Origin of the sequence: Hydrogenobaculum sp. 3684 (assembly GCF_000213785.1) — a bacterium.
GTDB lineage: Bacteria > Aquificota > Aquificia > Aquificales > Aquificaceae > Hydrogenobaculum.
Genome location: NC_015557.1, coordinates 516,129 through 534,612 on the forward strand (window position 1 = coordinate 516,129; position 18,484 = coordinate 534,612).

The 18,484-nt window shown below is 36.0% G+C and carries 20 protein-coding genes; 5 read left to right on the plus strand and 15 right to left on the minus strand.

The features are described 5' to 3' along the window. The 8 genes from HYD3684_RS02915 to thrB form a co-directional block, all read right to left on the minus strand. Entirely contained in the window at positions 1 to 1,044 is a 1,044-nt protein-coding gene (locus HYD3684_RS02915; protein ID WP_015419199.1) for a DnaJ C-terminal domain-containing protein, read from the minus strand. Continuing rightward, positions 1,031 to 1,393, minus strand: a complete 363-nt coding sequence (locus HYD3684_RS02920) for a flagellar protein FlgJ (protein WP_015419200.1) — start codon at positions 1,391 to 1,393, stop codon at positions 1,031 to 1,033. Before HYD3684_RS02920 ends, HYD3684_RS02915 begins: the two co-directional genes overlap by 14 nt. Positions 1,394 to 1,405: 12 nt before the next feature. Continuing rightward, positions 1,406 to 2,443 carry a flagellar basal body P-ring protein FlgI gene (locus tag HYD3684_RS02925; RefSeq protein WP_237698626.1) on the minus strand — a complete coding sequence of 346 codons (1,038 nt, stop codon included), beginning with the start codon at positions 2,441 to 2,443 and terminating at the stop codon, positions 1,406 to 1,408. A 63-nt stretch (positions 2,444 to 2,506) separates the two neighbouring features. Next, positions 2,507 to 3,622: a radical SAM protein gene (locus HYD3684_RS02930; RefSeq protein WP_015419202.1), complete on the minus strand. Its 1,116-nt coding sequence runs from the start codon at positions 3,620 to 3,622 to the stop codon at positions 2,507 to 2,509. 90 nt (positions 3,623 to 3,712) lie between these two features. After that, positions 3,713 to 5,248: an L-aspartate oxidase gene (nadB, locus tag HYD3684_RS02935; RefSeq protein ID WP_015419203.1), complete on the minus strand. Its 1,536-nt coding sequence runs from the start codon at positions 5,246 to 5,248 to the stop codon at positions 3,713 to 3,715. Continuing rightward, complete coding sequence (locus tag HYD3684_RS02940) at positions 5,235 to 6,209, minus strand: YvcK family protein (protein ID WP_015419204.1); 975 nt, start codon at positions 6,207 to 6,209, stop codon at positions 5,235 to 5,237. The genes nadB and HYD3684_RS02940 overlap by 14 nt, the downstream gene beginning before the upstream one ends. After that, positions 6,206 to 7,198, minus strand: a complete 993-nt coding sequence (gene mtnA / locus HYD3684_RS02945) for an S-methyl-5-thioribose-1-phosphate isomerase (RefSeq protein WP_015419205.1) — start codon at positions 7,196 to 7,198, stop codon at positions 6,206 to 6,208. Before mtnA ends, HYD3684_RS02940 begins: the two co-directional genes overlap by 4 nt. Then, entirely contained in the window at positions 7,192 to 8,073 is an 882-nt protein-coding gene (gene thrB / locus HYD3684_RS02950; protein WP_015419206.1) for a homoserine kinase, read from the minus strand. The genes mtnA and thrB overlap by 7 nt, the downstream gene beginning before the upstream one ends. A 170-nt stretch (positions 8,074 to 8,243) precedes the next feature. On the opposite strand from thrB, the gene HYD3684_RS02955 reads away from it, so the two are divergent. The 4 genes from HYD3684_RS02955 to HYD3684_RS02970 are packed head-to-tail and all read left to right on the plus strand — an operon-like array spanning position 8,244 to position 10,916. Further along, positions 8,244 to 8,639, plus strand: a complete 396-nt coding sequence (locus HYD3684_RS02955) for a DsrE/DsrF/DrsH-like family protein (protein ID WP_015419207.1) — start codon at positions 8,244 to 8,246, stop codon at positions 8,637 to 8,639. Between the two features lie 10 nt (positions 8,640 to 8,649). Continuing rightward, positions 8,650 to 8,877 carry a sulfurtransferase TusA family protein gene (locus tag HYD3684_RS02960; protein WP_015419208.1) on the plus strand — a complete coding sequence of 76 codons (228 nt, stop codon included), beginning with the start codon at positions 8,650 to 8,652 and terminating at the stop codon, positions 8,875 to 8,877. Between the two features lie 21 nt (positions 8,878 to 8,898). Then, on the plus strand, positions 8,899 to 10,044 hold the full coding sequence (locus HYD3684_RS02965; RefSeq protein ID WP_015419209.1) for an FAD/NAD(P)-binding oxidoreductase: 1,146 nt from the start codon (positions 8,899 to 8,901) through the stop codon (positions 10,042 to 10,044). Positions 10,045 to 10,055: 11 nt separating this feature from the next. After that, the gene (locus HYD3684_RS02970; RefSeq protein ID WP_015419210.1) at positions 10,056 to 10,916 is read left to right on the plus strand and encodes a DUF1641 domain-containing protein; all 861 of its coding nucleotides are present in this window, start codon (positions 10,056 to 10,058) and stop codon (positions 10,914 to 10,916) included. A gap of 44 nt (positions 10,917 to 10,960) precedes the next feature. Here HYD3684_RS02970 and HYD3684_RS02975 read toward each other — a convergent pair whose 3' ends face one another. The 7 genes from HYD3684_RS02975 to fbp form a co-directional block, all read right to left on the minus strand. Next, the gene (locus HYD3684_RS02975; RefSeq protein WP_015419211.1) at positions 10,961 to 11,563 is read right to left on the minus strand and encodes a peroxiredoxin; all 603 of its coding nucleotides are present in this window, start codon (positions 11,561 to 11,563) and stop codon (positions 10,961 to 10,963) included. Positions 11,564 to 11,629: 66 nt separating this feature from the next. Further along, entirely contained in the window at positions 11,630 to 11,773 is a 144-nt protein-coding gene (locus tag HYD3684_RS08375) for a hypothetical protein (protein ID WP_015419212.1), read from the minus strand. Continuing rightward, on the minus strand, positions 11,770 to 12,843 hold the full coding sequence (locus HYD3684_RS02980; protein WP_015419213.1) for a PilT/PilU family type 4a pilus ATPase: 1,074 nt from the start codon (positions 12,841 to 12,843) through the stop codon (positions 11,770 to 11,772). Before HYD3684_RS02980 ends, HYD3684_RS08375 begins: the two co-directional genes overlap by 4 nt. A gap of 20 nt (positions 12,844 to 12,863) precedes the next feature. Then, positions 12,864 to 13,742 carry a site-specific integrase gene (locus tag HYD3684_RS02985; protein WP_015419214.1) on the minus strand — a complete coding sequence of 293 codons (879 nt, stop codon included), beginning with the start codon at positions 13,740 to 13,742 and terminating at the stop codon, positions 12,864 to 12,866. Next, entirely contained in the window at positions 13,739 to 14,737 is a 999-nt protein-coding gene (locus HYD3684_RS02990; protein ID WP_015419215.1) for a malate dehydrogenase, read from the minus strand. Before HYD3684_RS02990 ends, HYD3684_RS02985 begins: the two co-directional genes overlap by 4 nt. Before the next feature lie 2 nt (positions 14,738 to 14,739). Continuing rightward, positions 14,740 to 16,707 carry an aconitate hydratase gene (locus tag HYD3684_RS02995; protein WP_015419216.1) on the minus strand — a complete coding sequence of 656 codons (1,968 nt, stop codon included), beginning with the start codon at positions 16,705 to 16,707 and terminating at the stop codon, positions 14,740 to 14,742. A gap of 18 nt (positions 16,708 to 16,725) precedes the next feature. Then, on the minus strand, positions 16,726 to 17,871 hold the full coding sequence (gene fbp, locus HYD3684_RS03000; protein WP_015419217.1) for a fructose-1,6-bisphosphate aldolase/phosphatase: 1,146 nt from the start codon (positions 17,869 to 17,871) through the stop codon (positions 16,726 to 16,728). Between the two features lie 82 nt (positions 17,872 to 17,953). Between fbp and HYD3684_RS03005 the strand changes: the two genes are divergently transcribed. Beyond that, the gene (locus HYD3684_RS03005; protein WP_015419218.1) at positions 17,954 to 18,481 is read left to right on the plus strand and encodes a phosphate-starvation-inducible PsiE family protein; all 528 of its coding nucleotides are present in this window, start codon (positions 17,954 to 17,956) and stop codon (positions 18,479 to 18,481) included. Positions 18,482 to 18,484: the final 3 nt, after the last annotated feature.

The following is an 18,484-nucleotide window of genomic DNA, read 5'->3' on the forward strand; positions in this document are numbered from 1 at the left end:
TTACTTACCAAATACGCTTTTTACTATGCCAAAGATAGATTTGTTGTTTTCTTCTTGGTCTAATTTTCTTAGCTCTTCTATTAGTTTTTGCTGTTTTTTAGATAGTTGTTTTGGTATTTGGATTTTAATATGAAAAATGAGGTTGCCGTTTTGAAAGCCAAGCCCTGGAATTACTTTCTGAGAACCACATTCGGCACCGGGTTGTATAAACACATCAAGATCTTTGCCATCTATCCATCTAAACTTTATGTTTGCTCCTAAAACCGCATCTGCGTAGCTAATAGGAAGTTCTACATGTATGTCGTTTCCAATTTTTTTGTAAATCTCATGATCTTTTATAAAAACTCTTAAGTACAAATCACCGGGTTCTCTGTTACCAAAGCCAGCATGCCCTTTACCAATAACTTTCAGTATATCCCCGTCGTTAGTCTGAGGAGGGATCTGTACTATGATTTTTGATTTTCTTGCTATTCTTTTTCTTCCAAGGCACGTGCTGCAGGCATTTTTTATTATATAGCCTCTTCCTCTACATACTGAACAAGGTCTTGGAAATGCAAATATACCGCTTACCCTTTTGCCAGTGCCTTCGCAAGCTTCACATACAACTTTATCTGGTTCACCTACATATCCTTTTGCATTACAATCAGGACATGGAATCCATTTCTCGTACTCTACCTCTTTTGATGCACCAAGATAGGCTTCTTCTAACGTTAAAAAAATTTTAAGCTTTATATCTTCACCTTTTTTTGGCTTTTGCTCTTTTTCTCCGTTAAATATTGAGTTTATAAACTCCTGAATATATTCTGTAAAATTCCTAATTTTATTTTCGTCGGGGTTTATAAGAAGGCTGTCGTATTCAGCTCTTTTTTCTTTATCGCTTAAAACGCTGTAAGCTTCATTTATCTCCTTAAAAAGCTCTTCATAATCCTTGTTAACATCTGGGTGATACTCTTTGGCTAATTGTCTGTAAGCTGCTTTTATCTCTTGTTCTGTGGCATCTCTTTTTACGCCCAATATAGCGTAGTAATCTTTAAGCTTTGCCATTTATTTTGTTGCCAATTTCTTGGTTTAATAAATTTGTTTGATGTTGATCCTTTATCTCCTGTTCTACAGCTTTTTCTATAAACTTGCCAAACCCAACACCTCCAGCTTCACTTAATACTTTAGCTATATTTTGAAAAAACATATCCTGATACGTGTTTGCTTGAAAATCATTTTCGCTCGCAAAAGATTTGTAAGCTTCTTTTAATATCTCTTCCAAGAAAAAAGCCTCAAATTGCTCGGAGGCCTTTTTAATTTTCTCTTTGCTGTTTAGATTGGAAAACTCATTTGCAAAGTTTTCAGGAGGAAGCAAATAATTTGGGTTTACAAGATTTGGTTTAGAATCTGTCATGTTTCATCTCCTTTACTCTACTTCTACTTTTGCATGAATAGCCCCTTGGGCTGCCATAGCTTCTATTATGTTTATTATATCTGATGGTTTTGCTCCAACGCTGTTTAAAGAACTAACAAGCTGTCTTAACGTTGGGGCTTTTACAAAAAATATGCTATGCTTCTTAGTATTGTTCGCATTGTTTGTATTGTTTGAGTTGTTTGCTTGCTGTGGATTAGCTGGAGCTTGTCTTACTTCTACAGATATATTACCAGAAGCCACAGCCACAGGCGATATCCTTATATCTCCTCCCATTACTATAGTACCTGTCCTGCTATCTATTATGATTTTAGACGGATTATGAACATGGACGTTTAAATCTCCTATCATCGATAGAAAATCAACGGCGTTGTATGGGGGTAATTTTACCCTTACTGTATCGCTATCTATTGCCACAGCTGTCCCGTATCCAAACTTGTTGTTTATAGCATCTTGTATAGCGTTTGCAGTATTAAAGCTTGGATAGTTTAGATATAAATCTATATATTTTTTTGGCATTGTAAAAGGTAAACTTCTTTCTAAGGTAGCACCATCCGGAATATACCCGCTGTTTAAATTTTGATTTGTGGCGTTACCACCACCTCCTGCTGTTATTATTTGCCCTTGGGCTAAGGCATAAACTCTACCATCTGGTCCCTTTAGTGGAGTCATAAGAAGTACACCGCCTTGTAAACTTTTGGCATCACCTATGGAAGAGACGGTGACGTCCAAAGGAGTACCCGCTTTTGCATACGGTGGGACTTTTGCAGTAACCATTACCGCTGCCACATTTTTTGTGGTCATTTGGTTTATCTGGGCTGGCGTAAAATTTATGCCCATTCTCGATAATACATTTACCAATGAGTTTACCGTAAATATAGTAGCTTTGCTGTCTCCTGTACCGTTTAAACCGCTTACTATACCATAACCTATTAACACGTTGCTTCTGTTTCCTTCAAATGTCACTATGTCTCTTATTTTTACTGCAAAAGATAAATTTATTAATAACAAAAGCCACAAAACTCTTTTCATAAGCATAAATTTATATAAGAAATATTATAAGTCAATAGGAGGCAAAAGCCTCCTACATAAAAATTAGAAATATCTACCAGTGCTTGGGTTTAAGAAATCAGGATAAGCTTTTTCCATATCGTAATCAAACATCTGCTCTCTTATGTTGGATAGATCTGATTTGTTTGGTTGGAAAGGAAAACTTCTTAGGTTTGTAGGCGAGCTGTCTCCAAAAGGTCTATTGCAAGCCACTTCTGTGGTTTTACCTCTGCATCCTGCTGTCATAAACGGTTTACCACTAGCAAACAATTCTTCAAACAAATCCTTTTTTATACCAAAATCTATAACTTGGCCTTTTTCGTTAAACTTCATATCCTCATATCTACCGTATTCGTTGTCTATAATATATCTTGCCATTTGTACTCTTCTATATTGAGGAGCTGGACAGGGTTTTTCGTTTTCCATCAAAGAACCCTCTTCTGGCCAGAAAGAGAACAAGTGCGTTCTAGCCCCTAAGTCTCTTACCTTTTGTATGCGTTCTATCATTTCTTGCTCTGTTTCTCCTAGACCTACCACTAAGTGGCATCCGGCGAACCCATCTCCCATAACTTCAGCTGACCATTCAAGCACTTTCCAGAAATAGTCAAATTTATGAGGACTATTTAGAGATTTTCCCCTTATTTTTTCAAAAAGCTCTGGTGTAGCACAGTCTAGGGCTACCGTTACGGTATCTGCCCCTAATTTTTTATAGTCCTCTATATCTTGATATCTAGTACCAGTGGCATTTATAAGAAGAGAAACAAATATTTTATCTCCAAGCTCATACAATACCTTTTCTAAAACAGTTTTTGTATCTCTTATGGAACGAGGATGTGTTATTTGAGCTATGCATAACCTTTCTACGTGTCCTACTTGCTTGGCCTTTTCCAATATATCATCTAGTTTGATGGTAGGCCATTCGACTCTTATGAAATTTCTCTTTGAAAATTCTTCTTCTCTGGCTTTTTGAAGACCACAGTAAGCACAGTTGGCATGACATCCAGAAGGATAAGTAAGAAGTGTATTTATACAACTTAATTTTGCATTCCTATAAAATGTTCCCGGCACTAAACCAAGCGTCATGGCTGCTGCCATGCTTATCTGAAGATATTCTGGACTTTCTTTTTGAGTGGTCAACGTATCTAAAAGAACTTTGTTCATAAATAACCTCCTACTTAGTCTAACAATATAATTATAATGGTATATAGCTTTTATATATATAAGATTTTCTTATGGCAAAAGCAAAATAAGTTAATCAAGTAAATTCTCCAACGAATCTTCTAAACATATTTTCGTATTATACCTATATTCATCTTTTTCATAAGGAAAATCAGACCTAAAATGACAGCCTCTACTCTCTCTTCTTTTTAAGGCCCCTTGTAAAGTAGCGTAAGCTGACAAACTCACATCAAATATGACTTTATTTTTCTTTGTGGGCTTTGCCTCTATACAAAACTTTATAATCTCTCTTATCTTTTTAATGGCATAAAGAAGTCCCGCCTCTGTTCTTTCAAGACCAGCGTACTGCCACATCGTATTTTTTATTGTTTCAAAATATTGTTGGCAATCTGTATCTTTTGCTGTTGATCTTTGGTTTTTTGCTTTTAAAAGCTTAAAAGATCTTTTTGATAAAGCTATAGAATAAGCTGCCCTGTATCCAAAAACAACCCCTTCCAAAAGAGAGTTTGAGGCTAGTCTATTGGCTCCATGTACTCTTGTGCTAGCTACTTCTCCTATGGCGTAAACACCATCTACGGTAGTTTCACCGTTCTCATCCGTTCTTATGCCACCTATATAATAGTGGGCTGCCGGTGTAATAGGAACAAGATCTTTGTACGGATCTAATCCATGCTCTATGAGAAAATTATATATAGTAGGAAATCTTGTTTTTATATCTACTTTAAGATTTCTCATATCAAGATAAACTTTGTTTCCTTTTAGCATCTCTCTATATATAGCCCTTGCCACCACATCACGAGGTTCTAGCTCGTTTACAAATCTTTCGTTGTTTTGATTTACCAGTATTGCACCTTCTCCCCTTACAGCTTCAGATATAAGGAGATTTGTATTTTCAAACACGGTAGGGTGAAATTGAACAAACTCGGGATTTTCTATTAAAAATCCTCTTCTTAGGGCTATTCCTATTACATCTGCCCTTGTTTTAAGGGGGTTTGACGTGTGAGAATACATAGAGGCTGCCCCGCCTGTGGCTAAAACTAAAAACCTTGATTTCCAAAAAACAAGCTCATCATTTTGTTCTACTATGCAACCTACCAAGGCGTTATCTTTTGTTATAATTTCTAAAAGCTCTCCTTCTAATATCCTTATATTTAACTCTTTGGCTTTCTTAAAAAGTGCTTCGTATATAGCTTTGCCAGTATAATCTTTTACTTTTAAAACTCTTTTGTAAGAATGGCCGCCTTCTATTGTGGTTTCAAAACTACCATCTTCTCTCTTGTCAAAATTAACACCGTAAAGCTCTAAATCCACTATGCGATTTGGACCTTCTTGAGCTAAAATCTCTATATTTTTTACATCTCCTAAGTTTCTCCCAGCCCTTAGCGTATCTAAAACATGCCAAGCAGTAGAATCTTCTTTGGATACAACGGCTGCTATTCCACCTTGAGAGTAGTAGGTGTTTCCAATGCCTCTTGTTATAATCACTGGGTCTAGTTTTAAGTTTTTAAGAGTAATGGCACAAAAAAGACCAGCTATACCACTCCCTATTACTATTATATCCGCTTCTTTGTTTGGTATAAAATCCGTATCAAAGTCAATATAATACATACTTTCCCATCACCTGTTCTAATAAATTTGTTAATTTAATGGGGTCGTGTCTTACAAAAGATATATTTTCACTTATTAGATCTTCTGCATATACATCTATATTTTCTTTAGATATTTTTGCCACATCAGGTACAACTGGCTCTTGACCAGTAGCTATATACTTTTTCAAAATATCGTTTGGGGGCATCTTTGTATTTACTATTGCTACATCTATGCACTCTATTTGTGTAAATCTTTTAAACATGTTAATATGGTCATAAGCTGTATAATCATCTGTTTCTCCTGGTTGTGTCATGACGTTGCATATAAATATTTTTTTAGCTGGGGAGTTTTTTACGCTTTCTCTTATTTCTTTGATAAGAAGGTTTGGCACTATACTGGTATACAAACTACCAGGCCCAAATATTACAAAATCCGCACTTTCTATAGCCGCTATAGCCTCTATAGGTACAAAAGGATTTTCTGGTTCTATCCAGATATCTACTATATGGGCTTTTTTCTGCTTTCCGTAGTTTGTTATGTCTTCTTCGTTTTTTACTATAACTCCATCGCTAAACTTTGCCACAAGATCAACGCTATCTGTAGTGGAGGGTATAATACTTCCTTTCGTGTCCAATATCTTTGAAGTTAGCTTTATGGCCTCCACGAAGCTACCAGTTATTTCTGTAAGAGCCGTAAGAAATAAATTTCCAAATGCGTGATTCTCTAATCCTTCCCCTTTTAGTCTATGCTGAAAAAGTTTTTTCATTATCTCTTCGTGCTCTGATAAAGCCACTATACAGTTTCTTATATCCCCAGGAGCTGGTATGTTGTATATTTTCCTTAGCTTACCAGTGCTTCCACCACTATCTGCTACAGTAACTATAGCGTATAAATTATCTACAGTTCTTCCTACAAGTCTCTTAAGACCAGATAAAAGGCTTGATAATCCGGTGCCTCCTCCTATGGCCACTATATTCATATTTGCTCCTTAAAGCTTTTTAAACTCTCAACATAAGGATAATATGCTATCCCCTTCTCTGTTATTATAGCACTGATGTTTTGAGCTGGCGTTATATCAAAAGAATAGTTTATAGCTTCAGAATCTATAGGACCCACAAAAACATCTTTACATTTTAAAACTTCTTCTTTTGATCTTTCTTCTATAGGTATGTCTTTAAAAGACCCTGCGTTGAAATCTATTGTAGAAGTTGGAGCTACTACGTAAAAGGGAATGTTATAAGCTTTACAAGCCAAAGAGAGCATAAAAGTACCTATTTTGTTGGCTGTATCCCCGTTTGAAGCTATCCTATCTGCACCTACAAAAACAGCCTTTACTATGCCTCTTGATATAAGAAAAGGGGCTGAAGAATCCACTATTATTTTATAAGGTATATTTGATTTTAAAAGCTCAAAAGCAGTAAGCCTTGAACCCTGTAAATAAGGTCTTGTTTCATCCACTAAAACATAATCTATTTTACCCTGTTTGTAAAGCTCTTTTATAACACCAAGTGCTGTTCCTACACCAGCAGTAGCTAAAGCTCCGGTGTTGCAGTGTGTTAGTACAACAGATTTTTCTTTTATCAAAGAAGCCCCAAACTCTGACATTCTTTTATTTGCTTGTATATCTTCTTGCTCTATGTTTTTTGCCTCTTCTAAAAGATCTTTGTTTTCAAAATAAGCTTGTTTCATTCTTTTTAAAGCCCAAAACAAATTTACAGCGGTAGGTCTTGTATTTGATAATATATCGTAAACCTTTTCCACATCTAAGCCTTCTTTTATACCAATATAAAATCCATATGCTGCCACACAACCTATAGCAGGTGCCCCTCTTACAAGCATGGCCTTTATAGCATAAGCCACATCCTCTACATTTTTTGCTTCAAAATAAACTTCTTCATGGGGAAGCTTTCTTTGGTCTAATATGTAGAGTATATCGTCTTTAAAATAAAAACTTTTTAACTCTAACATACTCTTGCTCCTTCTTTATCTACCGAAAGTATTTTATAAGTACCATCAACACCCTTTGATTTCAAAAACTCTACACAGGTTTTGCCGATAATCTCTTCATTTTCTAATGCAAAGATACCTATAGTGCTACCAGAACCGCTTATAAAAACTGCCTTTGCACCTCTATCGTAAGCTATTTTTTCTATATTGTCGTAAAATGGTATCAAGCTTTTTCTATAAGGTTGATGAAGCTTGTCTTTCACAGCTTCTTTTAAAAGCTCAAAACGTTTTAAAACAAGAGAGCTAAGCAGTAGATTTGATCTTTGTATGTTATAAATTGCGTCCTTTATATCTATTTTAGCTGGAAGTATCTTTCTTGCTTCTTCTGTGGATATCTTTATGTCTGGTATAATAGCTATTATTTTTAGCTCTTCTGGAAAATCTATTGTATTAAAAAATGTTTGTTCTTCATCTTTTAAGCATACGTTAAACCCACCTACCAAAGCTGGAACTAAATTATCAGGATGAGGTTCAAATTCGTAAGCTATTTTAAAAATATCTCTATAAGAAAGTTCTTTCTCATACAACAAACTAAAGGTTTTTATCGCTCCTATTATAGCACTACTGCTACTACCAAGCCCCCTTGAAAAAGGTATTTCAGTTTTTATCGTAATACTAACAGGCATTTCTTCTTCGTTAAAAATTTCTATACATCTTTTATACACTTTTAAAAAAAGATTTTCTTCTGGTTTTATATCTAAATCTATAAAAGATATAGAAAATGTTCTTGAGCTTTTAACATGAAAAACATTGTAAAGATTGACTGCCAGACCAAACGTATCAAAGCCAGCCCCTAAATTGCTCATAGAAGCCGGGACTTTTAGTATAAACTCCATCTTAAAATATTAACATATAAAACATTTTTATTCAATGAAATAAACAGTCATTTTTAATATTAGTATATATTTATATACTTTTATAAATATATTTTACACAATAAATAAACAGCATTTATTGAATAGTTAAGTCTTAGTTATAAAATTAAATAAAAAGACAGGAGGAAGTTATGGGAAAATTAGCTTTCGTAATATCCACTCAAGTTCATGAGAAAATTCAATTGGCCGCTATGATGGCCTCAATACACGCTACTGTAGGTGGAGAAGTTTTATTTTTTGTCTCCATGAACGGTGTTTTGGCTTTTCAAAAAGGTAAAGAGCTAAAAGACAGAATTATACCTGAGGGAGAATTTTCTAAACTTATGCTGAGTAAAAACGTTCCTAATTTTATAAATATATTAAAACAAATAAAGATGCTTGGAGATGTAAAAATATACGCATGCTCTATGGCAATGGATGTTTTAGGATGGCATATGGAAGATTTGGAAGAGGGTTTGTTTGACGATGTTATAGGCCTTACATCTTTTTTTGATATGGCTGAAGATGCAAAAATTATTTTTGTATAAGGAGGTTCAAATGGCTGATAAGGTGATTGACGCCAGAGGAAGTTTTTGTCCGGGGCCCTTGATGGAGCTTATAGCCGCTATAAAGTCAAATCCCGTAGGCACTACTATAGAAGTATTATCTACCGACAAGGGATCGGCAAAAGATATACCAGATTGGGTAAAAAAAGTAGGGCATGAGCTTGTGGGTGTAGAAGAAAAAGATGGATATTGGTCCATCGTCGTAAAAAAAACCAAGTAAGCTAAAAAGGAGGTAAAGCATATGGCGAAGCACGTTGTAATAGTAGGTGGTGGAGTAGCTGGCACAATAATAGCTAATCTTTTGGCAAGAGGCTTAAAAGAGGAGCTCTCAAAGGCTGAAGTGGTTATAACCATGGTCAGCAAAGACGATAAGCATGTTTACCAACCGGGGTTTTTATATGTGCTCTTTGATAAAATGAGACCAGATGAGCTTATGAGAGACCAAAGAAGCTTGTTGGCTCCTTCTATCATCTTCCACCACGATACTGTAGTAGGTATAGATCCAAAAGCTTGTGAAGTACATACGGAAAAAGGCAAAAAGCTAAAGTATGACTACCTTGTGATAGCCACAGGCTCAAGACCTATGCCAGAACTAATACCAGGGCTTAAAGAACACGGAAATATGTTTTACACGTTAGAAAGCGCAATAGAGTTAAGAGAAAAACTCAGAAAGTTTGAAAAAGGTAGAATAGCAATAGCTATGGGAGTACCTCACAAATGTCCAGTGGCTCCTTTTGAAGTAACGTTCATGCTTGACGATTATTTTAATAAGAAAGGTATTAGGGATAAAGTAGAAATATATTACACCTATCCTATAGGCAGAATACACACATTAGAGCCAGTAGCCCAGTGGGGTGTGCCAGAGTTTGAAAGAAGAGGCATAAAATATGAAACGCTGTTTAACATGGAAAAAGTGGAAGCTCATAATGGTACTATAGCCGTTCATAGTGCAGAGGGCTCTACCGTTGAGTGCGATTTATTGATTACAATTCCACCCCACAGAGGAGCCCAAGCCATTATAGATTCTGGTATTTCAAACGATGGCTGGGTACCAACGAATAGATACAGCCTAAAATATGAAGGTTACGAAAACGTTTACGTAGCTGGGGATACTACCAATTTACCTATTTCAAAAGCAGGCTCTACCGCTCACTTTGAATCTGATGTGGTGGCTGACAACCTCATAGCTGAAATAAAAGAAGGTCATCCAGCCAGAGACTACGACGGTAAAGTCATGTGCTTTATAGAAACAGGTTTTGATAAAGGTACTTATATACACTTTAACTATACCACTCCACCAAGTCCTATGCCACCATCCAAAATGATACACTGGTTGAAGTTAGGATATAACCGTATGTATTGGTTAACTGCAAGAGGTGTCTTGTAAGGAGGGATTTTATGGAAGAGGTATTGGGAGTAGCTACAAACGCTTTGACAGACTCAATGGTGGAAAGGCTTGTAAGCAGTGTATCCACCATAGCAGAGTTATCTGATGCAATAGCCTCTTCTAAACTCCTCAATACGATAGACAAGCTATCCAAAAACGCCGAAACCTTAGAATCTTCTTTGGATGCTGTATTTGGGCTTTTATCGGCTATAAATACAATGAACAACGCTTTTACCGATTCTATGTTAGAAAGACTTACAGCTAGCTTGTCAAAAATCGTGGAGCTTACAGATTATATATCAAATTCCCAGCTTATGGAGGTTATAGAAAAAATAGCTAAAAACGCAGATGCCCTAAATAAATCTATAGACGCCATAATAAGCTTTTCCAATACTTTGGCGGTGATTGATAACGCTTTTACCGATTCTATGTTAGAAAGACTTGTCTCTTTTATGGCAGAACTGGGTGAGCTCACAGACGAGGTTAGATTGGCTGAGTTAAAATCTATGATACCAATGTTGACCACTTTGGCTAAAGACGGAGGCATGGAAGCTCTTATAGATACTGCAAAAGCACTCGTTGCCGTAAGAAATGCCCTCTCTGATTCTATGCTTGAAAGGGTGGCATCCGTTGTGGTGGATACTATAGACTACTTTGCTTCTTTAAGAGCCCAAAGTATAGGTAGTTATTTGCTTGAATCTATCAATCAAACCACCAAGGAGTTTTCACAGAAAGAACAAAAACCAAGCGTATTTGGTGTCTTAAAAGAACTAAAAGACCCTCAAACACTGCAAAGCATTATGTTTGTGCTAGCTCTTATAAAGAATATGCCTCAAGGGCTTGCCAAAGCTACCGGATGTAAAACTTGCTAATAATATTTTAAACACCGTCCCTCTAAGGGACGGTATATGAGTTTTTAAGAGTTCAAAGCCTCGTAGACTTTACCTACCAAAGCTTCTGATGGTTTTAAGGTTTTAGCACCTTCTTGCCACTTTGCAGGGCATGCTTCATCTGGATGGCTCATAAGATATATATTTGCTTTTATTTTTCTTAATAGCTCATCAGCGTTTCTTCCTACGTTATAGAAGTTTACCTCTGATGCTACCAACTTACCATCTGGATTTATAATAAAAGTACCTCTTAATGCAAGTCCGGTGTTTTCATCATACACTGCAAAAAGCCTTGAAACCTTACCAGTAGGATCTGCTCCCATTTGGAATTTTATGCCTTCTAAAAGCTTTTCATCCCTGGCCCAAGCTAAATGTACATACTTTGTATCTGTGCTAACAGATACCAATTCTACACCACTTTTTTCCAGCTCATCTTGGATGTTCTTAAGGTCGGCAAGCTCTGTGGGACATACAAACGTGTAATCTGCTGGATAAAAGAAAAGCACAGTCCATTTTTTGTTTGCCTTAGCCTCTGCTAAGCTAAATTTTCCGAAGGATCCGGTCTTTGGATTGTAGGTCTCCATTTCAAAATCTGGCACCATCATACCAACATGAACATGTTCTGACATATTCTTACCTCCTAAATAAGATTTATTATTAAATAATAATAATTTTAAATTATAAAAACAATGATATTAATCAAATTCATCCTTTTTCTCAACGTTTTCTTTCTTTAAGCTTTTAATAAAAACAAAGCCTATTATGCCAAAAAACAATAAAAAAGCCCATACAATATTTATTAGAAACAACTTTGAATTTCCAGACAGATTTTGTATCATGTTATACCTTGCATCTTTAATACCATGTCCTGAGGTTTGGATGCATGTAAAAGTGCTGTTTCTTTCGATATAATACCTTTGTTATATAGCTCCAACAAATGCGTATCAAAATCCTGTGTACCATATGCTGCTTTGTTGCGCCTTAAAAGCTCTGGTATTTCATCTAACCTTGTAGGATCTAACAATATATCTTTTACAGCACCTACATTTAGAAGAATTTCTATCGCTGGAATTACTCCAGGTTTATCAACTCTTGGCAAAAGCCTTTGGCTAAAAATAGCTACAAGAGAGCCCGCTAACATGAGCTTTATTTGTTCTCTCATCTCCAGTGGAAACATACCTATAAATCTATTTATAGTTTCTTTTGCATCTATTGTATGAAGCGTAGAAAAAACAAGGTGCCCGGTTTCAGCGGCTTGAAGAGCTATTAGAGCGGTTTCTGTGTCCCTTATTTCACCTACAAGTATTACATCCGGGTCCTCTCTTAAAGCAGCTCTTAAACCAGTGGAAAAAGACATGGTATCAAGCCCAACTTCTCTTTGGACTACGAAAGATTTTTTATCTTTATAAACGTATTCTATCGGATCTTCTATGGTTATAATTGTTCTATCGTAAACCTCGTTTATCCTATCTATTAACGAAGCAAGTGTTGTAGATTTACCACTGCCAGTAGGCCCAGTCACCAGTATAATACCTTTTGTATACTTTAGTACAACATCTTGCATTACCTTTGGCAGGTTTATCTCTTCTGGGTGAGGTATAAAGTTTGATAACACCCTTAGAGCTATGGCAGTATGTCCTTTTTGCTTGTATATGTTTACCCTATATCTTGAAAAATCTGTTTCATATGATATGTCTATTTCTCCTTTTTCTTGAAATTCGTTTAGCTTGGCTGGGTACTTTTTTGTAAGCTCCTGCACAATATTTTGCATATCCTGTTCTGTGATTGCTTGTAAAGACTCCTCTTGATATAGTTTTTTGTGGGATCTAAAAAACGGTTTTTCACCTACTTTTAGGTGAATATCCGAGGCCGAAGCTTCTTTGGCTTTTGACAATATTTCTAAAAGCATATGAATATTATATCATAGCGTTAATTATTGCCAAAAAGCTTATTTACAAGTTCTTGAGCCCTTTTTTGTGAAAATTTATAGTATGTATCTATTGTGGTTTTAATATCAGAATGCCCAACAAACTCTTTTACAATCTCTGCTGAGAATCCGTAGTTTACAAGGTTTGTAATATAAGTATGCCGAAAGCTATGAATACTAAAATCTATCTCTAATCTTTTTGATAGTCTATCTGTGTAAACTTGTAAAACCCCTCTTTTAACCCTAAAATTATCTTCAAAGTTTTTTATCCACTCGTATATTTGGAGCCCAATCTCTATTGTTTTATCCTTGTTAAAGCTTATAACTGGAGTTATGCGTGGTTTGTTCCTTTTCGTCATATTAGCGTCTAGTCTTATCCAAAGAATATTTGACTTATCTAAAAAAAAGTTATCTGGTCTTAATTTTTCAAATTCTATAAGCCTTATACCACTGTTTAGAAAAAGGTTATATATCTTATAGTATTTAGTGCCTTTTACCGCTTTAAATATTTTCTCTAATTCGTCCTCAGATAGAGCTTTAGGTGGATATTTTTGTTTTTTCATATTTAAATCTTCTCTAACTTCTTCTATGGCTTTTAATATATCGTTGTAATTTTCCTCAGATAAAATATTTCTTCTATAAGCAAATTTGATATAGTGCTTCAAAGCACTAAAAATAGCCAACATCGTTTGTGGAGACAAAGACGCATAGTCTACAAACCGATATATATCATTTGATATTATACTTGATAGACCTTCATCGGTTTCTATGTTTTTAGAAACAACATGCGAAAACGTTTTTATATGATTTATATAAGAATTTCTTGTAAAAGCGCTCCTTGTTCTCTCTAAATGTTTTATCCAAGCATCTATGATCCTCATATATACTTGCTTACAAATTCATCTGCTATGGCTATATTTTTCTTTACCGATGCTACAGATTTCTTCCAAAGCTCTCTTTCAAAATCTGTCATTGGTACTTTCACAATTTTCTCAACTCCATTTTCCCCAAGCTTTACAGGTACACCCACACACAAATTTTCAACTTCATAATATTTAGAAGTTTCTTCATCTAAAAGTACAGAACAAGTCAAAACCCTTTTTGCGTTTAACGCCACAGATTCTATCATCTCCACTACTGAAGCCGCCGGGGCATGATAGGCGGAAGTACCCATATAATCTACTATCTCACCGCCTCCAAACCTAGTTCTCTCTACTAACTCTTTTATCTTTTTTTCATCGATTAAAGTTGATATAGGTATGCCGCCTACGTTTGAAACGCTTACTAAAGGTACCATCTCGTCTCCATGACCACCTATTACGTAAGCATGTACATCCTTTGGAGATACGTTTAACTCTAAAGATATAAATGTTCTAAACCTTGAAGAGTCTAGTACACCAGCCATTCCTATTACTCTTTTTCTATCGAATCCAAGCAATTTGTATACCGCATAAGTCATTATATCTACAGGATTCGTAACAACTATCACTATAGAATTTTTAGCGTATTTTTTAATCTGCTCTGATATCGTATTCATTATAGATATGTTTATACCAAGAAGATCATCCCTAGACATGCCGGGTTTTCTAGGAAACCCGGCCGTTATTACCACTATGTCAGAGCCTTCTAACGCTTCGTAACCGTTTCCGTTTTGATCTACTACAAAACCACTTATATCTGCATCTATTCCAAGAGCACATGCCATTTGTAGCATGTCTAGGGCTTTGCCTTTCACATGAGCGTAAAGTTTCTCTCCATCTTTCTTTGGTAAATCAAAAAGCCTTATGTTTACGGCACCTTTAAGCACCAGAAGAGATGCTATGTGCTCTCCTACGTTCCCTGCACCTATAATGGAAACAGTTTTCTTGTGCCCCATGTTTATCTCCTATTTTTGGATTTTATATATCTTAAAAGCCCACCACCAAGAAGTATTTCCTTTTGTTTTGGCGTTAGGTTGTAAGTGACTTCTATCTCTTCACCGGTAGTTAGGTTTCTTACTTTCACAGGCTTATTTTCTTCTATGGATTTTCTTATATCTAATATTTCTATCTCGTCGTTAAGTGAAAACTTATCATAATCGCTTTTGTTAATAAACTCCAGAGGTGCTATACCAAAATTAACAAGATTAGCATGATGTATCCTTGCAAAGGATTTGGCTATAACAGCTCTAACACCTAAAAATCTAGGTGCTAAAGCAGCATGTTCTCTAGAAGACCCTTGTCCATAGTTCTCACCACCTATTATAACGCTGTCGTACCCTTGTTCTTTGTTTTGTTTTGTGCGTTTAACAAATTCAGGATCCACAAGATAATAAACATATTCAGATATAGCGTATATGTTTGAACGAAGAGGTAATATTTGAGCTCCAGCAGGCATAATATGATCTGTGGTTATGTTGTCTGTAACTTTTATGGCTACTTTAGCTTTTACGTTGTCTCCAAAAGGATCAAAGTCTGGAAGAGGCTTTATGTTCGGTCCTCTATATATCTCTACTTTCTTTGCTTCTTCTTCTGGTAGGGGTGGTATTATAGCTTCATCTCCATAGGGAAATCTCTCTGGCATTTCTACTTTTTTATACTGTATATTTCTTTCCTTAGCCAACTTCCTTGGATCTTTTATAACACCAGCTATGGCAGAGGCAGTACATACTTCTGGAGAAGCCAAATACACTTTTGCATCCTTTGTACCAGAGCGTCCTTCAAAGTTTCTATTAAAACTTCTAACAGATACTCCGTTAGAAGGTGGTGCATATCCCATACCAATACAAGGACCGCATCCACTTTCTAATATTCTAGCTCCAGCCTTCAAGAAATCTAACAATATACCTGTTTGAGCTGCATACTCTAAAGCCTGTTTTGAACCAGGAGAAACGGCAAATATAGTATCATCGTTTACCTTTTGTCCTTTTAAAAGCAGCGATGCTCTTGTTAAATCAGCAAAGGAGGAGTTGGTACAAGAACCTATAGCCACTTGATCTACTGGAATGCCTTCTACTTCACTAACTTTTTTTACATTGTCTGGTGAATGAGGACATGCTATCAATGGTTCTAACTCAGAAAGGTTTATAGTTATTACCTCGTCATACTCTACATCTTTATCCGGTAGTATTTCAATAAAATCTGATTCTCTTCCTTGGGCTTTTAAAAATAACCTCGTTTGCTCATCAGACGGAAATATCGATGTAGTAGCTCCAAGCTCAGCTCCCATGTTTGTAATAGTTGCTCTTTCTGGGACTGTTAACGTTTTTACACCCTCACCAAAATATTCAAAGATTTTACCAACACCACCTTTTACCGTTAATCTTCTTAAAAGCTCCAAAATGATATCTTTTGCACTTACCCACTCTTGCAGTGACCCTATTAGTTCAACACCCACTATTTTAGGCATTTTTAAAGTAAATGGCTCCCCAGCTATAGCAGCTGCTACATCAAGACCACCAGCACCTATAGCTATCATCCCCACACCACCGCTTGTTGGAGTGTGAGAATCAGAGCCTATTAGAGTTTTACCAGGTTTTGCAAACCTTTCCACATGCACTTGGTGACATATACCATTGCCTGGTTTTGATAGATAAAGACCATACCTTTTGGCAACACTTATAAGGTATTTGTGGTCATCTGGATTTTTAAAATCCGTTTGAAGCATGTTGTGATCTATATAGCTAACAGACAATTCTGTCTTTGCTCTGTCTACACCCATAGCTTCAAACTGCAAATAAGCCATCGTACCTGTGGCATCTTGGGTGAGGGTTTGATCTATCTTTATAGCTATCTCTTCACCGGGTATAAGCTTCCCACTTACCAAATGATTTTCTAAGATTTTATAAGCTACTGTACCTTTTGCCATGGGCTATATCAGTCCTCCTTAATCCATATCTTCTTTTGCTAACATGTTTGACTTGTCGCTTGAGACGTTGTTATCCACATCAAAAAACCTTGAACTCAATTTTTCTATAACTTTTGGTAAAGTAGTATATTCCATTTCTTCGCTTGGTAATCTATGTGGTTCAAAAATACCTTGTCTTCTTAATATGTTTGCTATATCAGAAGCTACTTTTCTAGCATAGTCATAAGCTTTATCTTTAAACATATCCCTTGGACCTACCAACATACCGTTGGCTATTTGAAAACCTGCAGCTATTACCCTTGGTGGACCATCAAATCTTGATGGTGTTGCGTCCTCAAAGCCAACGGGCATAATTGGTCCATTGTGAGACCCTCTCATCCACCCCTCTACTATCCAAGGCCTTGCAAAAGGTTCTAAGGCTTCACCCACAGCTGGAAAACCGCTTTGAGTACGTACAATCATTACTGGGTCATCTTTTCCTACGTACTGACCAGCTATTAAAGACAACTTTTGAATAGATGCCACTGCAGCTATTTCACCGTCTATATTTCTATGCACCTCTTTAACCACATACTTTGATGCTGAGCTGATAAGAGCCAAAAGATCGTAAAGTTCTGATGGAGTGTTTAGTTTAACGGCTTTTCCAGTATAAACGTCCAACACAGTAAAGGTAAAACCTTCGTGCATTTTTGGATCTATAACAAGACCAGCTGTATTCATGGGACTGGCAAACATCTCGTAAAGAGCCAAGTTCCAAGCGCTAGGCGACGTTTTATCTGCGAAATATACTATCACTGGTTCTGATGGCCTTTCCTCAAACTCCATTTCAGCAACACCAGGACCTAAGCCTTTTATATTTCCGCTAAAAGCATCTGTTAAAAGATCTTGACCTGCGCCGTATAGTTTAAGCTTTTTTGCAACTTCAGTGCCAGCGCTGAAAGCATCCCATGCTAATTTGTGTATTTTCTCACTATCAACACCGTGTTGGTGAGTCATCACAAGAGCTATATCATCACCACAGGTAAGTACCTTTAGGTCTATAATTAAATCTCCTATAAACTTTCTAGCATATTCTTCTGTGGTTTTTACCACATCTGGATGGGTGCAAGAATGGCCCACATATCCTCCGATATCTGCTTTGATAACGCTTAAAGTTATTTTCATGGCTTTCCTCCTTAAAGGTTTATTACATATATTTTAATATAATTTTCTAGCTTTTAAATAAGAAATTTTATATAATAGTTTTATGAAAAGCCTAAAAACTCTTTATAAAGCATACAGATCTTTGCTGGAACCGCACAAACTACACGATAAGCTTGGAGATTTGTTTGAATTCTTTGAAGATGCTATCATAGTATCTCTGACACTTTTACTATTTTATTTAAGCATCCTTGCCATCGTAGATATCGGGCGATATATGATATATGAAAAATATTCATTTTCTAAGATACTTCCAAAATTTACGTATCTTTTTATTCTAGCAGAGCTTTTTAGGCTTATGATAGTATATTTGAAAGAAAGACGCCTTGATACAGCGCTTATTATAAAAACAACCATCATAGCTGTATTAAGAGAGCTTTTGATAAGGGCTCCTTATATGCATTTAGATGATTACATCGGCATTAGCATACTACTTTCAGTCTTAGCGCTTATGTATTACTTGCCTAGATATTTCTTTTTTAAAGACATGAGAAAAGGGTATTATAAACGTTTTAAAGTATATAAAAAAGGTAAAAATTGTATAATTAAACCAGAACCTTTGGAAGAAGGATAATAA

Excerpts from the sequence above, each read along its gene's own strand:
- HYD3684_RS02915 (WP_015419199.1), bottom strand. The coding sequence starts at position 1,044 with ATGGCAAAGCTTAAAGATTACTACGCTATATTGGGCGTAAAAAGAGAT.
- HYD3684_RS02920 (WP_015419200.1), bottom strand. The coding sequence starts at position 1,393 with ATGACAGATTCTAAACCAAATCTTGTAAACCCAAATTATTTGCTTCCT.
- HYD3684_RS02925 (WP_237698626.1), bottom strand. The coding sequence starts at position 2,443 with ATGAAAAGAGTTTTGTGGCTTTTGTTATTAATAAATTTATCTTTTGCA.
- HYD3684_RS02930 (WP_015419202.1), bottom strand. The coding sequence starts at position 3,622 with ATGAACAAAGTTCTTTTAGATACGTTGACCACTCAAAAAGAAAGTCCA.
- nadB (WP_015419203.1), bottom strand. The coding sequence starts at position 5,248 with ATGTATTATATTGACTTTGATACGGATTTTATACCAAACAAAGAAGCG.
- HYD3684_RS02940 (WP_015419204.1), bottom strand. The coding sequence starts at position 6,209 with ATGAATATAGTGGCCATAGGAGGAGGCACCGGATTATCAAGCCTTTTA.
- mtnA (WP_015419205.1), bottom strand. The coding sequence starts at position 7,198 with ATGTTAGAGTTAAAAAGTTTTTATTTTAAAGACGATATACTCTACATA.
- thrB (WP_015419206.1), bottom strand. The coding sequence starts at position 8,073 with ATGGAGTTTATACTAAAAGTCCCGGCTTCTATGAGCAATTTAGGGGCT.
- HYD3684_RS02955 (WP_015419207.1), top strand. The coding sequence starts at position 8,244 with ATGGGAAAATTAGCTTTCGTAATATCCACTCAAGTTCATGAGAAAATT.
- HYD3684_RS02960 (WP_015419208.1), top strand. The coding sequence starts at position 8,650 with ATGGCTGATAAGGTGATTGACGCCAGAGGAAGTTTTTGTCCGGGGCCC.
- HYD3684_RS02965 (WP_015419209.1), top strand. The coding sequence starts at position 8,899 with ATGGCGAAGCACGTTGTAATAGTAGGTGGTGGAGTAGCTGGCACAATA.
- HYD3684_RS02970 (WP_015419210.1), top strand. The coding sequence starts at position 10,056 with ATGGAAGAGGTATTGGGAGTAGCTACAAACGCTTTGACAGACTCAATG.
- HYD3684_RS02975 (WP_015419211.1), bottom strand. The coding sequence starts at position 11,563 with ATGTCAGAACATGTTCATGTTGGTATGATGGTGCCAGATTTTGAAATG.
- HYD3684_RS08375 (WP_015419212.1), bottom strand. The coding sequence starts at position 11,773 with ATGATACAAAATCTGTCTGGAAATTCAAAGTTGTTTCTAATAAATATT.
- HYD3684_RS02980 (WP_015419213.1), bottom strand. The coding sequence starts at position 12,843 with ATGCTTTTAGAAATATTGTCAAAAGCCAAAGAAGCTTCGGCCTCGGAT.
- HYD3684_RS02985 (WP_015419214.1), bottom strand. The coding sequence starts at position 13,742 with ATGAGGATCATAGATGCTTGGATAAAACATTTAGAGAGAACAAGGAGC.
- HYD3684_RS02990 (WP_015419215.1), bottom strand. The coding sequence starts at position 14,737 with ATGGGGCACAAGAAAACTGTTTCCATTATAGGTGCAGGGAACGTAGGA.
- HYD3684_RS02995 (WP_015419216.1), bottom strand. The coding sequence starts at position 16,707 with ATGGCAAAAGGTACAGTAGCTTATAAAATCTTAGAAAATCATTTGGTA.
- fbp (WP_015419217.1), bottom strand. The coding sequence starts at position 17,871 with ATGAAAATAACTTTAAGCGTTATCAAAGCAGATATCGGAGGATATGTG.
- HYD3684_RS03005 (WP_015419218.1), top strand. The coding sequence starts at position 17,954 with ATGAAAAGCCTAAAAACTCTTTATAAAGCATACAGATCTTTGCTGGAA.